Genomic DNA, 13,957 nt, shown 5'->3' on the forward strand with positions numbered 1-13,957 from the left:
CTGACCCAAGGGAGCAACGCCCATGTCCTTCTATACCTCGCTGTCGGGCCTCAAGGCCGCCCAGACCGACCTGTCCGCCATTTCGAACAACGTCGCCAACGTCGGCTCGACCGGCTTCAAGAAAAGCACCGTGTCCTTTGGCGACATCTTCGCCGCCGCGCCGATGCAGACCACCAACCAGACCGCGGGCCAGGGCGTGCGCGTGCAGGGCGTGAACCAGCAATTCACCCAGGGGACGATCGAAACCACCGACAAGACGCTGGACCTGGCGATCACCGGCGAAGGCTATTTCACCGTGAAGGCGGAGGACGGCACCGTCGGCTACACCCGCAACGGCGCGATGGCGGTGGATGATGACCGCTATGTCGTCGACGGCACCGGATCGCGGGTTCAGGTTTTCGCGGTCAATCCCGACACCGGCGTCAAGACCACGACGCCCACGGCCACCACCACCCCGGCCGACCTGACCGACCTGCAAGTCCCGACCACTTACAAGGATCAGGCCAACGGCGCGCAGCTCACCAGCGTCGCCGTGGCGAAGGACGGCCTGGTTTCGGCCGTCTATGCCGATGGCAGCACCGTCTATCTGGGCCAGGTCGCGATGGCCTCCTTCAACAGCCAGGAAGGGCTGCGACAGGAAGGCGACGCGCATTGGAGTTCGACCGTGGCCAGTGGCAACCCCATCCTGGGCACCGCCAATGAAGGCATGTACGGCGCGATCAGCTCCGGCTCGCTGGAACATTCCAACGTCGACATCACCGAAGAACTGGTGGCCCTGATCTCCGCCCAGCGGAATTTCCAGGCGAACAGCAAGGCGATCGAGGCGGCGAACACGCTGACCACCACCATCGTCAACATGCGTACCTGATACCAGGCCCGGCATAGAAAGGTCAGCCCATGGACCGGCTCGTCAACACGGCCCTTACGGCCATGCGCGGCGCGATGGCGCGGCAGGCGTCGATCGCGAACAACCTCGCCAACGCCAACACCGTCGGCTTTCGCGCCGAAATCGCCAATGCCGAAACGCGCTGGATCAAGGGCGACACGTTCGACACCCGCGCCCAGGCATCGGAACAGGTGATCGCCGCCGACATGACGCAGGGCGCGGTGACGGAAACCGGCAACCCGCTCGACGTGGCGATGAACGGCGACACGCTGCTCGCCGTCCAGGCCGCCGATGGCAGCGAAGCCTATACGCGCCGGGGCGACCTCAAAGTCTCCGACAGCGGCCTGCTCACCACCGGCGACGGCCTGCCCGTGCTGAGCGAAGGCGGCCCCATCACCCTGCCGCAGATGGACAGCATATCGATCGCGGCCGATGGCGGCATCTGGGGCGTGCCGCTGGGCGGCGACCCCGCCAACCCGCAACAGGTCGACCGGCTGAAACTGACCACCGCCGCCGGCTCCAGCATCGCCAAGGGCACGGACGGCCTGTTCCGCGAAGTCAATGGCGGCGCGCTGCCATCCGACCCGCTCGCCAGCGTCACGGCCGGGTCGATCGAGGGGTCGAACGTCAATTCGACCCAGGCGCTGGTCCAGATGATTGAGGCCAGCCGCGCCTGGGAAACCCAGATCAAGCTGATCGACACCGCCAAGCAACTGGATGACGGCGGCGCATCGCTGATGCGCCTCGACAGCTAAAGCGGATGGTTAATATTGGCACGCATCTTGCTTAATTGACCATATGAGCATCCCTGCGGGGACGCGCCACGGAGAAATGAACGATGAGCAACGCCGCCCTTCATGTCGCCCGCACCGGCCTCGACGCGCAAAACACGAAGATGCGCGTGATCGCCAACAATCTGGCGAACGTCAACACGACCGGCTTCAAGAAGGACCGCGCCGATTTCGAGACGCTGGCCTATCAGCAGATCGTGCAGGCGGGTGCCAATTCGGACAGCGAGAACAAGTTCGCCACCGGCCTTAACCTGGGATCGGGCGTCTCGCTCCAGGGCACCAGCAAGATGAACACGCAGGGCACGTTGCAGCAGACCGGCAATGCGCTGGATATGGCGATCGAGGGATCGGGCTATTTCCAGGTGCAGCGGCCGGACGGCTCCATCGCCTATACCCGCGCCGGCAATTTCAGCGTTACCGCCGAAGGCACCGTCGTTACCAGCGACGGGCTGCCCCTCATTCCCCAGATCACCGTGCCCGAAGGCGCCACCTCCGTCGCCATCGGCAATGACGGCACCGTGTCGGCGACGCTCCAGGGGCAAAGCGAACCGACCCAGCTTGGCCAGATCGAACTGGCCAGCTTCATGAACCCGTCGGGCCTTCAGTCGATCAGCGGCAACCTGCTGGTCGAAACCGCCGCCAGCGGCACGCCCCAGGTCGGCGCCGCCGGCCTCGACGGGCGCGGCGTCATCCGGTCGGGCAATCTGGAAACGTCCAACGTCAACATCGTCGAGGAACTGGTCGACATGATCGAGACGCAGCGCGCCTATGAGGTCAACAGCAAGATGATCAAGGCGACCGACGAAATGCTGCAATATGCCAACCAGAATATGTGATCGGACTGATGCGCATTTCCCTTGCCCTCCTCGTCGCCGCCTCGCTGATCGCGCTGGCCGCCTCGCCCGTCGATGCCGCCCGCAAGAAGCGCGAGGTCGAGCGCGAATATTATGCGCCCACCATCGTCGCCCAGCCGCCGGTGGCGCAGGCCAATGGCTCGATCTTCCAGGCGTCGATGGGCTACACCCCGCTCACCAGCGGCGCGCGCGCCACCAGCGTGGGCGACATCATCACCATCGTCCTGGTTGAACGGACGCAGGCTTCCAAGAGCAGCAGCGCGGACACCAGCCGCGACGGCTCGCTGGGCCTGACCCCGCCCAGCACCGGCATCCTGTCCAAACTCTTCTCCGCCAGCGATGTCGCCATGGGCGGCAACAACCAGTTCAGCGGCAAGGGCGGCGCCACCCAGTCCAATGCGCTCAGCGGCGAGATCACGGTCACGATCGCGCAGGTTTTCCCGAACGGCACCATGATGGTGCGCGGCGAAAAGGCACTGACGCTCAACCGTGGCGACGAATTCATCCAGGTCAGCGGCCTCGTCCGCCAGGCCGATATCGGCCCGGACAACCGCATCGCATCGACCCGCGTGGCCGACGCCAGGATCATCTACAAGGGCAAGGGGGAAATCGCCAACGCCAGCCGCCAGGGCTGGTTGCAGCGTTTCTTCTCGGCCATCAGCCCGTTTTGATGGAGCGCATCTTGACCCTTCTCGCTCGCCTCCGTTCCATCCTCCCCTTTCAGGGAAGGTGGCTGGCCGTCGGCATCGCCCTCTTCGCCGTCACCGCCCCCGCCCATGCCGAACGGGTCAAGGATCTGGGCAGCTTCCAGGGCGTGCGCCCCAACCAGTTGACCGGCTACGGCATCGTCGTGGGCCTGGCCGGCACCGGCGACGACAGCCTCGACTATGCGACGCAGGGCATGAAGGGCGTCGTCTCGCGCTTCGGCCTCACCTTGCCGCAGGGCGTCAACCCGGCGCTCAAAAATGCGGCGGCGGTGCTGGTCACGGCCGACCTTCCCGCCTTCGCCAAGCCCGGCCAGCGGCTCGATGTCACCGTGTCGGCGCTGGGCAAGGCCAAGTCGCTGCGCGGCGGCACGCTGATCATGACCCCGCTGCGCGGCGCGGACAACGAAATTTACGGCATGGCGCAGGGCAATCTCGCCGTCGGTGGCCTCGGCGTATCGGGCGCGGACGGCAGCCAGGTATCGGTCAACATCCCCTCGGCCGGGCGCATCCCCGGCGGCGCGACGGTGGAGCGCGCGGTCGCGACCGGGTTCGACACCGCGCCGACGCTGACCTTCAACCTGGCCGAAGCCGACCTGACCACCGCGCTGCGGGTGGCGGACGGCATCAACCGCACCTTTGGCGATCGCCGCGCCCGCGCGATGGATGCCGTGTCGGTCGCGATCGACGCCATACCGGGCGCGGAAGAGCGCATCATGATGATGGGCATGATCGAAAATATCGAGATTTCGCCCGCCGAAGCGCCTGCCAAGGTGATCGTCAACGCCCGCACCGGCACCGTCGTCATCAATGGCGCGGTCAGGATTCATCCGGCCGCCGTCGCCCATGGCAAATTGACCGTCAGCGTCAATGAAAGCCCCCGCGTCGTGCAGCCCGCGCCCTTCAGCCAGGGCCAGACCGCGACCGAACAGTCGAGCAGCATCAGCATCGACCAGGAAAAGAAACCGATGGTTAATTTTAAAGGCGGGGCGTCGCTGGCCGATATAGTCAAGGCGGTCAATGCGATCGGGGCTTCCCCGGCGGACATGGTCGCGATCCTCGAAGCCTTGAAACAGGCGGGCGCGATGAAAGCCGAACTGGTGGTGCTGTGATGCAGGTGACGACGACAACCTCCGCGACCGGCCCCGTGCCCGGCCTTTCGGACAAGGCCGCGCTCCAGAAAGTCGCGCAGCAGTTCGAGGCCGTGTTCCTGCGCCAGATGATCGGCGCGATGCGATCGGCCAGCCTGGCCGAAGGCATCAGCGATTCCAGCGCCACCCAGCAATTTCAGGACATGGCCGACGCCCGCACCGCCGACGCCATGGCCGGCAAGGGCGCGATGGGCATCGCGGCGCTGCTGATCCAGCAATTTGGCGACCGGGTGAAGGACGCGCCGGCCGCGCCCGACGCCCCGAATGCAGCCGCCCGGTATCGGGATAGCGCCGCATGAGCGACCTCTTCATCATCGGTTCGTCCGGCACCAGGGCCTATCGCACCGCGATGGCCGCGATTTCGGAGAATATCGCCAACACCGGCACCAGCGGCTATGCCCGGCGCACGGTGACGACCTCCGAATCCGGTTCGTCCACCGCCACCATGGCGACCTACACCGCGCGCGCCAATTTCGGCGGCACCCATGTAACGAGCATCGACCGCGCGACCGATCCCTATCTGGACGCCAGCGTGCGCGCCACCGCCATGGCGCTGGGCAGCGCCGTCGCCCGGCAGCGCTGGCTGAGCGACACCGAAACCGCGCTCAACGACACCGGCACCGGCATCGGCCAGTTGATGACCGACATGTACCAGAATATCGACAAGCTGGCCGCCAGCCCCGGCGACACGTCGCTGCGCGTCACCACGCTCGACAGCATCGGTCGCGTCGCCCAGTCCTTCAACCAGACCGCCAACGACCTCAGGAATATCGCGAGCGGGATCGCGACCGAAGCACAAAGCTCGGTCGATACGGTCAACCATGCACTCGCCTCGCTGGCGGACATCAACAACAGCCTGCTGCGCGCGCAGCCGGGCACCTCCGCTTATGCCCAGTTGCTCGACAGTCGCGACGCCGCGTTGTCGGACCTGTCCTCCAACCTCAACGTCACCATCAGCTTCGGCGCGCATGACAGTGCGGAAGTCAGCTTCGGCGGCCAAACGCTGGTCAGCGGCATCACCGCCACCAGCCTGTCGGTCGCCGCCAATGACGACGGCACCCTGGCGTTCAGCCTGGCCGACGGCACCGCCCTGTCCGCCCCGGCCAGCGGCACGCTGGGCGGCCTGACCGCCGCGGCCGGCACCGTGGCGGACCGCCGCAGCGACCTCGATGATCTTGCCGCGCAATTCGTGACCGACATGAACGCCTGGCATGCGCAGGGCGTGACCGATGACGGATCGGCCGGCGGCCCGCTGCTGGCGGGCACCAGCGCGACGACGATCAGCGCGATCCTGACCGATCCGACCCGGTTCGCGACCAAATCGGCCGATGGCACGCTCAACGGCAACCTGCTGACGGTCAATTCGGTGCTGCGCGGTAATGGCAGCGTCGAACAATCCTGGACCGCGCTGGTCGCGACCCATGCCAGCCTCCTGTCCTCGACCAACGCTGAATATAAGACCGCGACCAGTCGCAACGATCAGGCGATCGCCGCGCGCGAAGCGGTCAGCGGCGTCGACCTCGACACCGAGGCGGCCGACCTGCTGCGCGTGCAGCAGGCCTATTCGGGCTGCGCCAAGATATTGCAGGTCGCCAAGGAAACGATCCAATCCATCCTCGACATCATGTAATGCGAAGGGGCTGAGCCATGGTAGCCATCACCAACAAGACCCTCCTCGCCGAAGTCCGCCGCCAGCGCGAACTGTCCAAGAGCATCACCGATGGCCAGACCGCCATCTCCACCGGCATTTCCCTGACCAAGGCGTCGGACAATGCGCTCGCCTGGGTGCAGGTGTCCGATATCGGCCGCGCCCAGGCGCAACAGGCCGCCTGGAAGGCCAATGTCAGCTATGGCACGACCCGCGCCGGCAATGCCGAAGCCAATCTGACGGAAATCAACAATCTCCTGACCCGCGCGCAGGAACTGGTGACATCGGCCCGCAACGGGTCTTTGAACGATACCAGCCGCGCCGCGATCGTCGAGGAAATGTCGACCATCCGCACCACCATCGGCGAATTGCTGAACCAGAAGGATTATCAGGGCACATCGGTGTTCGACGATCAGCAAAGCGTGCTGGTCCCGGTCAGCCGCGGCCTCAACCTCGCGGTCGTCGGCACGAAGCAGGAAGTGTCCGAAGGCATCGACGTCAACGGCACCGACATGTCGATCGACGCCATCCTGGCACAGGGCATCGCCGCGGTGCAGAGCAAGGACGACACCGCCATCGCCGCCTCGCTCGAAGGCGTGCAGGCGGCGCAGGGCCATATCACCGTCCAGCAGGCCCGGCAGGGCGTGCGCAGCGACCGGCTGGAAACCATCGGCAATCGCCTCACCGACATCGACACCGACCTCACCGAAAGGCGGGCCGACATCGAATCGACCGACCTTACCGAAGTCATCTCGCGGGTGCAGTCGCAACTGCTCCAGTTGGAAGCGGCGCAGTCGGCCTTCGCCCGGATCAACCAGCAAACCCTGTTCGACCTCATCCGATGAACGGAAAAACAGGGGGTGTCCTAAACCGCACGCTAACCAGGCCGTATTAACCATCAGACGGGCATCCTGCGCGATGCCGCATCGGCCTGGACCTTCGGGTCATTATTTCGGGGATTTTCATGTTTCCAATCATCGGCCTGGTCGTCCTGCTCGGCATGGTGTTCGGCGGCTTCGTGTTCACCGGCGGCGACATCGGCCCCGTCCTGCACGCGCTTCCCCATGAAATGCTCATCATCGGCGGCGCCGCCGTCGGCGCACTCATCATCGGCAATTCGGGGGCCGACCTCAAAGCGCTGGGCGGCGGCCTGGCCAAGGTGTTCAAGGGGCCGCAATACAAGAAGCAGGATTTTCTCGACTGCATCTTCCTCGTCTCCAAACTGATGAAGACGCTGCGGGTCGAAGGGCCGGTGGCGCTCGAACCGCATATCGAGGATCCGGGCACCTCCACCATCTTCGCCGAATATCCCAGGCTGATGAAGGACAAGACGCTGATCCACCTGATCAGCGATACGCTGCGCCTGGTCGTGGTGTCGTCCGGCACGCTCGATCCGCACGCGGTCGAGGATGTGATGGACAACAGCCTCAAGACCCATCATCACGAAGCGCTCAAGCCCGCCGACAATCTTCAGGGGCTGGCCGACGCGCTGCCCGCGCTGGGCATCGTCGCGGCGGTGCTGGGCGTGGTCAAGACGATGGGGTCGATCGACCAGCCGCCCGCGATTCTGGGCGCGATGATCGGCTCGGCGCTGGTCGGCACCTTCCTCGGCGTGCTGCTCGCCTATGGCATGGTCAACCCCTTCGCCAATCGCTGCCGCGCGGTGATCGAGCAGGACGGCGCCATCTATCATGTCGTCAAGCAGATCATCATCGCCTCGCTGCACGGCCATCCCCAGCCGCTGGTGATCGAAGCCGCCCGCTCCAGCCTGATCCACGCCAACCAGCCCGGCTTTGCCGAGGTGTTCGACGGCATGCGGAACAAATAAGCCATGGCGGAGAAAAAGCGCGGCGCGAACGAGCCTGAACCAAGGCCGATCATCGTCAAGAAGATCATCGTCGAAGGGCATGGCGGCCATCATGGCGGCGCCTGGAAGGTCGCCTATGCCGATTTCGTGACGGCAATGATGGCCTTCTTCCTGCTGATGTGGCTGCTGGGCGCGACCACCGAAAAGCAGCGCAAGGCGCTGGCCGACTATTTCACCCCGACGCTGGTGGAACTGAAGATGGCGTCCGCCGGCTCGACCGGGCTGATGGGCGGCGACAGCATCATGGGCAAGGAAAATTACCCGACCACCGGCGGTCAGGGGAACCTCTCCATCACCATCCCGCGCGACGCCACCGGCACCAAGGACCAGGGCGGCAAGGCGCTGCGCGCCGCCGACCGGCAGAAATTCGAAGGCATCAAGAAACAGTTGGAAGAGCGCATGGCCAAAAAGGGCCTGGCGAAGCTGCGCAAGAATGTGCGCTTCACCGAAACCCGCGAAGGGTTGCGCATCGACCTGATCGACGAAGCCGATTTCGCGATGTTCCGGTCGGGCACCGACCAGCTTGTCCCCGAAGCGCGCGCCCTGATCGCCGCAGTGTCGCAGGCATTGCAGACCATGCCCAACCCGCTGATCGTGCGCGGCCATACCGACGGCCTGCCCTATGCGTCGGGCCGGACGATGAACAACTGGATGCTGTCCTCCGCCCGCGCCGAAACGACGCGCAAGGCGCTGGCGGAAACCGGCATCGGCAATGATCGCTTCGCCCGCATAGAAGGCGTCGCCGACCGCGAGCCTTTCATCAAGACCGACGCCTATGACCCGCGCAACCGGCGCATGTCGATCATCCTGGGCTGGACCCGCGGTGGCGGCAATGATGCGGATGCGGACATGGACGAGGAAACCAAAGCCGCGATCAAGGAACGGGACGATCCCACCAGGGTCGCCAGGACCGAGGCGCAAAAGCTCGACATGGGCGGCACCGGCCTTCCCAGCGGCGCCCATCTGGTCAACCCGACCGCGCCCGGCACGTCGAACAAGCCCGGCAAGCATTGACGCCCCGGACCGGAAAGGCCCGCCTTGCGACAGCAGGCGCGGGCCTCTGTCCAGCCTTGCAGGACAGGATGTGTGTGCCGGGTTCGCAAAGGACTTCATGGTCAATGAAAAGGAAAACAAACCAGACCCTGCAAGAACCGCCGATCAATTACCGCATGGCCGGCATAGATGACATTCACCGTTTCTTTTTCATTTGGTCGCAGCTCAAGTTGCGCTCTCCACCCTGATCGGGCATGACAACGACATTCTTGGTCAGGTCAGCCCTATTGGGGTCCGCCTTGGTCGGAATGCGGGGATTTCTGCGCGGTTGGGGTACTGTGCGTTTGTTGATTTTTGATCTTTCGACTCGCCATGGCCGCCGCCGGGTGCGCCAGGCTGCAACGCTGGTCGCCCTGCTGGGCATCGCGCATCCATTGGCCATCGCCGCGCAGGACCGGCTGGTGGTGCCGCCCAATCCGCGCCCCTTTTCCGCCCCGGCGCAGGACGATCCGCTCCTGGCCCTCGCCAACAGCACGACCGCCGACAGCCTGTTCCGGTCGGAGGTGGAGGCGGCGGTCCAGAATAATGCGCTGATCGACGAAGCCCGCGCCGGCGAACGGGAAGCGCAGGCTGCCCGCGTGCAGGCGCGCTCGCTGCTGTTCCCGACCGTGGACCTGTCGGTCGACGCCAACCGATCGCTCGCCCGCAACTTCGCCAACGATATCGGCAACATCATCGAACGGTCGCGGCCGCAGGGGCGGACCGACGCCACCGCCTCGATCCGCCAGCGCCTGCTCGACTTCGGCGCCGCATCCAGCCGCATCAACGCGGGCAATGCGCGGGTCGAGGCCGCCCGCTCCGCGACCCAGGGCTATGGCCAGGATGTCGCGATCAGGACCATCACCGCCTGGTATTCGATCCTGGCGCAACGCCTGATGGAGCAGGCGGCTGTCGAATATGTCGACCGGCAGCAACGGCTGCGCGCGGCCATCGGCCGGCGGATCGCCAACGGCTTTTCGGCGCGCGGCGAATTTCCCCGCATCGACAGTTCGATCGCCAACGTCCAGACCCGCCTCGCCGGCTTCCGCCGCGACCGGGCGAGCGCGGAGGCGCAATATCGGTCGCTGACCGGGCATGATGCGCCCGCCGGTCTGGGCCGCGCGCCCCTGCCCCGGCCCGACATCGATACGCCCGACGCGCTGGAGGCGCTGGTGCTGCAATCCCCGGTCGTCTTGCGGGCTGAGGCGGAAGCACGCGGCGCCCGCCAGGACGCCCGCGCCGCCCGCTCCGAACGGCTGCCGACCATCGCGGCGGGTGTCGATGCCGGGCGCTATGGCGTGTTCGAAAATCCCGGCGACTATGACATTCGCGGCCGCATCATCGTGCGCGCCCAGCTTGGCGCGGGCATCAATGCCAAGGCGGACCAGGCGACCGCCCGCGCCGACGCCGCGAACGCCTATGCCGAGCGCGTGCGGCAGGAAACCCTGCGCGACGCGCAGATGGCGCTGGCCGATCTCAAGGGGCTGGAGGCGCAGTTCGCCGCCGCCCAGGCCGGCTATCTCGCCAATCGCGCCGCCCGCGACGTGGTCGCCACCCGGTTCGAAGCGGCGCAGGGCAGCGTCACCGACCTGCTCTACGCCGAAGACAGCTATTTCTACTCCATTACGATCTTCATCCAGACGCTCGCCGAACGGGATGTGTCGCGCTTCGCCCTGCTGGCGAAAAGCGGCCTGCTGCTCGCCGAACTCGGTATCAGGGTCGACCCTCTCGACAGGATGGCAAAACCGTGACCGACCAGCCCTTGCTCGCCACCACGCGGGACCGTTTCGCCCCCTGGCTGATCGAACCGATGCTGCGCAACCGCAAGACCTATATCAAGGTCGGCGCGGCCGCCGCGATGATCAACATCTTCTCGCTCGTCTCCTCGCTCTTCACCATGACGGTCTATGACCGGGTGGTGCCGAACGATGCCTCCTCCTCGCTGGTGGGCTTGAGCATCGGGCTTGGCATCGTCATCATCTTCGATTTCGTGCTGCGGCTGCTGCGCGTCTATTTCGTCGACATCGCGGGCGCCAATATCGACTATGAAGTGGGCGACACCCTGTTCGCCAAGCTGATGGCGCTGCGCCTCGACAAAAGGCGCGGGTCGACCGGCGCGCTGACCGGCCTGATGCGTGAACTGGAAACGCTGCGCGACTTCTTCGCCTCGGCGACGCTGACCGCGATCATCGACGTGCCCTTCATCCTGGTGACGCTGACGGTGATCGCGCTGCTCGGCGGCGTCCTGGTGCTGCTCCCGCTCGCCATGATCCCGCTGGTGATCCTTGCCGGCCTCGTCACCAATCCCGCGCTCGACCGCCTCTCGGCCAGGAGCCTGGGCGACGGCCTGATCAAGCAGTCGGTGCTGGTCGAAACCGTCGGCAGCCTGGAAACGGTCAAGGCGATCGGCGCCGGGCCGATGCTGGGCCGGCGCTGGCGGCTGGCGCTCAACAAACATTCGCACAGTTCGCTGGGCCAGCGGCTGATTTCCTCGATCGCCATCACCGTCGCCAGCAGCGCCAGCACGATCGCCTATTGCGGCATCATCATCGTGGGCGTCGGCCTGTTGCGCAGCCATGAAATCACCACCGGCGCGCTGCTCGCCTGCTCGGTCCTGTGCGGCCGGGCGATCGCCCCGCTGGCGCAGATCGCGACCCTGCTCTCCCGCCTGTCGGCCACCCGCGTCGCCTATCGCCAGATCAACGCACTGATGGAAACGCCCAGCGAAGGGCCGGATGGCGATGCGCTGCACCCGGCCAATATCCAGGGCCGGATCGAGCTGCGCAACGTGTCGTTCCGCTATCCCGGCGCGCCGGAAAAGGCGCTCGACGGCGTGAACATCACGATCACGCCGGGCGAGCGGATCGGCTTCCTCGGTCGTGTCGGATCGGGCAAGTCCACCCTCGCGCGGATGGTGCTGGGCCTTTACGAGCCGCAGGAGGGCGTCGTCATGATCGACGGCACCGACATCCGCCAGTTCGATCCGATCGAACTGCGCCGCCATATCGGCGCGGCGATGCAGGACAATGTGCTGCTGCAAGGGACGGTGCGCGACAATATCTGCCTGGAACGCGAGCATGTCGACCAGGACGAGATGATCCGCGCCGCCGAACTGAGCGGCACGCATCGCTTCATGGGCCAGATCGCCAATGGCTATGACCTCAAACTCACCGATCGCGGCGATGGCCTGTCGGGCGGGCAGCGCCAGTCGATCTCGATCGCGCGCGCTCTGGCCGGCCGGCCGCCGATCCTGATCTTCGACGAACCCAGCAGCGCGATGGACGCGCAGACCGAAGCCGATCTCATCACCCGGTTGCAGGACGAGATACAGGGGCGCAGCTTCCTGCTGATCACCCATCGTACCTCGCTGCTGCGGCTGGTCGACCGGATCATCGTGCTGGAAGCCGGAAAGGTCGCCGCCGACGGGCCGCGCGACACCGTGCTCCAGCGCCTGACGCGAGGCAAGGCGGCATGAACGACACGACCACCATCGAACCGACGGCGGAGATCAAGCCCGCCATCCCGGCCAATATCTTCCTCTGGGCGATCCTCGCCTTCTTCATCCTCTTCCTGATCTGGGCGACCCTGACCGAAATCGACCGCACCGTGCGGGCGGCGGGCAAGGTGATCCCCAGCTCGCAATTGCAGGTCATTTCCAATCTGGAGGGCGGCGTCGTCGAAGCCATCCTGGTCCGTACCGGACAGGATGTGAAGCAGGGCGCGCCGCTGGTGCGCCTGAACCCGACCCAGCCGACCGCCGAACTGGCCTCCAACCAGTCGAGCGCCGACTCGCTCTCGCTCAAGATCCTGCGGCTGGAGGCAGAGATTGCCGGCCATGCGCCGCGCTTCCCCGCCCCGCGCAACCCGGCGATGGCCAGCCAGATCGCGGTCGAACGCAGCCTCTATAATTCGCGCATGGCCGAATATAGCAGCCTGGCCGCCGTCGGCACCGCCCGCGTCGCCCAGGCCCAGCGCATGATCGCGGAGGCGGGCGCGGCCGAAGCGGCGCGCATTTCCGCCCGCGACACCGCGCGGGCCGACCTGCAACTCATCCGCCCGCTGGTGCAGGAAGGGATCGAGCCGCGCCGCTCGCTGCTCCAGGCGGAAAATGCCTATAGCGTATCGGCCAGCGAAGCGGCCGCCGCCGCCGCCGCGCTGGGCCGCTCGCACGCCGCCCTTGCCGAAGCGCAGGCTTCCGCCGCGCAGCAACGGCGCGACTGGCTCACCCGCGCCGCCGACGAACTCACCGCCGCCCGCGCCGAAGCCGCCACGCGCCAGGCGACGCTGCCGGCCTATGCCTACAAGCTCGACCGCACCATCGTGCGCGCGCCGGTCGACGGGCGGGTCAACCGCGTGTTCGTCACCACCGTGGGCGGCAGCGTGCGGCCGGGCGACCCGCTGCTCGAAATGGTGCCGGGCCGCGACAATCTGCTGGTCGAAGTGCTGGTGGACGCCAAGGACATTGCCTCGGTCAAGCTGGACCAGAAGGCGAAGGTCAACATCACCGCCTATGACAGCGCGATCTACGGGTCGATGGAGGGCCGGGTGATATCGATCTCGCCCGACGCGGTGCTCAATGAACGGACCGGCGAAAGCCATTATCTGGTCCGCGTCCGCACCAGCGCCACCGGCATCACCGACCGCAACGGCCGCAAGCTGCTGATCGGCCCCGGCATGGGCGCGGAAGCGAACCTGCTCGGCGACAAGCGCAGCGTGCTCGCCTACATCCTCACCCCCCTCACCCGCCTGAAGGAAACCGCCTTCCGCGAATAAGCGCCAACGTCCGGCAACGAACGCAAAAAGGGGGGAGCCATCCGGTCGGACGGCTCCCCCCTTTTTTGCATGGACGATGACAGGCCATGCAAATCCGGTGCTGACGCGCTGCACAACAGCCATCCTCCCCTGGCCGGGCAAGTGGCGCGCGCGAAGCGCGTAACGGAGGGGTGGCGCCTCTCGATGACAGGACACCCCTCCACTACAGCCGCCCCTTCCGACGGGAAGGCCATCGCCGCGCGGAACCAAGC

13 protein-coding genes are annotated in these 13,957 nt (G+C 66.1%); all 13 read left to right on the top strand.

Translation table 11 applies throughout. The features are described 5' to 3' along the window. Window positions 1–22 precede the first annotated feature (22 nt). The 13 genes from Q4610_RS03495 to Q4610_RS03555 all read left to right on the top strand — a co-directional run bounded on the left by Q4610_RS03495 (window position 23) and on the right by Q4610_RS03555 (window position 13,706). Window positions 23–868 carry a flagellar hook-basal body complex protein gene (locus Q4610_RS03495; RefSeq protein ID WP_304534607.1) on the top strand — a complete coding sequence of 282 codons (846 nt, stop codon included), beginning with the start codon at window positions 23–25 and terminating at the stop codon, window positions 866–868. Between the two features lie 29 nt (window positions 869–897). Next, window positions 898–1,641, top strand: a complete 744-nt coding sequence (locus Q4610_RS03500) for a flagellar basal body rod protein FlgF (protein ID WP_304534608.1) — start codon at window positions 898–900, stop codon at window positions 1,639–1,641. Window positions 1,642–1,724: 83 nt separating this feature from the next. Next, the gene (flgG, locus tag Q4610_RS03505; RefSeq protein WP_304534609.1) at window positions 1,725–2,513 is read left to right on the top strand and encodes a flagellar basal-body rod protein FlgG; all 789 of its coding nucleotides are present in this window, start codon (window positions 1,725–1,727) and stop codon (window positions 2,511–2,513) included. A gap of 8 nt (window positions 2,514–2,521) precedes the next feature. Further along, the gene (locus tag Q4610_RS03510) at window positions 2,522–3,202 is read left to right on the top strand and encodes a flagellar basal body L-ring protein FlgH (protein WP_304534610.1); all 681 of its coding nucleotides are present in this window, start codon (window positions 2,522–2,524) and stop codon (window positions 3,200–3,202) included. After that, complete coding sequence (locus tag Q4610_RS03515; RefSeq protein ID WP_425262521.1) at window positions 3,202–4,347, top strand: flagellar basal body P-ring protein FlgI; 1,146 nt, start codon at window positions 3,202–3,204, stop codon at window positions 4,345–4,347. Before Q4610_RS03510 ends, Q4610_RS03515 begins: the two co-directional genes overlap by 1 nt. Then, window positions 4,347–4,685 carry a rod-binding protein gene (locus tag Q4610_RS03520; RefSeq protein ID WP_304534612.1) on the top strand — a complete coding sequence of 113 codons (339 nt, stop codon included), beginning with the start codon at window positions 4,347–4,349 and terminating at the stop codon, window positions 4,683–4,685. The genes Q4610_RS03515 and Q4610_RS03520 overlap by 1 nt, the downstream gene beginning before the upstream one ends. Then, a complete protein-coding gene (gene flgK / locus Q4610_RS03525) occupies window positions 4,682–6,016 on the top strand; it encodes a flagellar hook-associated protein FlgK (protein WP_304534613.1) in 1,335 nt (444 codons plus the stop codon). The genes Q4610_RS03520 and flgK overlap by 4 nt, the downstream gene beginning before the upstream one ends. 17 nt (window positions 6,017–6,033) lie before the next feature. Further along, window positions 6,034–6,879 carry a flagellin gene (locus Q4610_RS03530; protein ID WP_304534614.1) on the top strand — a complete coding sequence of 282 codons (846 nt, stop codon included), beginning with the start codon at window positions 6,034–6,036 and terminating at the stop codon, window positions 6,877–6,879. A gap of 119 nt (window positions 6,880–6,998) precedes the next feature. Then, window positions 6,999–7,862: a flagellar motor stator protein MotA gene (gene motA / locus Q4610_RS03535; RefSeq protein WP_304534615.1), complete on the top strand. Its 864-nt coding sequence runs from the start codon at window positions 6,999–7,001 to the stop codon at window positions 7,860–7,862. 3 nt (window positions 7,863–7,865) lie between these two features. Further along, on the top strand, window positions 7,866–8,915 hold the full coding sequence (locus Q4610_RS03540; RefSeq protein ID WP_304534616.1) for a flagellar motor protein MotB: 1,050 nt from the start codon (window positions 7,866–7,868) through the stop codon (window positions 8,913–8,915). Between the two features lie 317 nt (window positions 8,916–9,232). Continuing rightward, window positions 9,233–10,684, top strand: coding sequence for a TolC family protein (locus tag Q4610_RS03545; protein ID WP_304534617.1), 1,452 nt, complete (start codon window positions 9,233–9,235; stop codon window positions 10,682–10,684). Then, window positions 10,681–12,408, top strand: coding sequence for a type I secretion system permease/ATPase (locus Q4610_RS03550; RefSeq protein ID WP_304534618.1), 1,728 nt, complete (start codon window positions 10,681–10,683; stop codon window positions 12,406–12,408). The genes Q4610_RS03545 and Q4610_RS03550 overlap by 4 nt, the downstream gene beginning before the upstream one ends. After that, window positions 12,405–13,706, top strand: coding sequence for an HlyD family type I secretion periplasmic adaptor subunit (locus Q4610_RS03555; RefSeq protein WP_304534619.1), 1,302 nt, complete (start codon window positions 12,405–12,407; stop codon window positions 13,704–13,706). Before Q4610_RS03550 ends, Q4610_RS03555 begins: the two co-directional genes overlap by 4 nt. The last annotated feature ends 251 nt before the right edge of the window (window positions 13,707–13,957 follow it).

This window comes from Sphingobium cyanobacteriorum, assembly GCF_030580935.1.
Lineage (GTDB): Bacteria > Pseudomonadota > Alphaproteobacteria > Sphingomonadales > Sphingomonadaceae > Sphingobium > Sphingobium cyanobacteriorum.

What these genes read in the sequence shown, in the direction of transcription:
- Q4610_RS03495 (WP_304534607.1), top strand. Translation starts at nt 23, where the DNA reads ATGTCCTTCTATACCTCGCTGTCGGGCCTCAAGGCCGCCCAGACCGAC.
- Q4610_RS03500 (WP_304534608.1), top strand. Translation starts at nt 898, where the DNA reads ATGGACCGGCTCGTCAACACGGCCCTTACGGCCATGCGCGGCGCGATG.
- flgG (WP_304534609.1), top strand. Translation starts at nt 1,725, where the DNA reads ATGAGCAACGCCGCCCTTCATGTCGCCCGCACCGGCCTCGACGCGCAA.
- Q4610_RS03510 (WP_304534610.1), top strand. Translation starts at nt 2,522, where the DNA reads ATGCGCATTTCCCTTGCCCTCCTCGTCGCCGCCTCGCTGATCGCGCTG.
- Q4610_RS03515 (WP_425262521.1), top strand. Translation starts at nt 3,202, where the DNA reads ATGGAGCGCATCTTGACCCTTCTCGCTCGCCTCCGTTCCATCCTCCCC.
- Q4610_RS03520 (WP_304534612.1), top strand. Translation starts at nt 4,347, where the DNA reads ATGCAGGTGACGACGACAACCTCCGCGACCGGCCCCGTGCCCGGCCTT.
- flgK (WP_304534613.1), top strand. Translation starts at nt 4,682, where the DNA reads ATGAGCGACCTCTTCATCATCGGTTCGTCCGGCACCAGGGCCTATCGC.
- Q4610_RS03530 (WP_304534614.1), top strand. Translation starts at nt 6,034, where the DNA reads ATGGTAGCCATCACCAACAAGACCCTCCTCGCCGAAGTCCGCCGCCAG.
- motA (WP_304534615.1), top strand. Translation starts at nt 6,999, where the DNA reads ATGTTTCCAATCATCGGCCTGGTCGTCCTGCTCGGCATGGTGTTCGGC.
- Q4610_RS03540 (WP_304534616.1), top strand. Translation starts at nt 7,866, where the DNA reads ATGGCGGAGAAAAAGCGCGGCGCGAACGAGCCTGAACCAAGGCCGATC.
- Q4610_RS03555 (WP_304534619.1), top strand. Translation starts at nt 12,405, where the DNA reads ATGAACGACACGACCACCATCGAACCGACGGCGGAGATCAAGCCCGCC.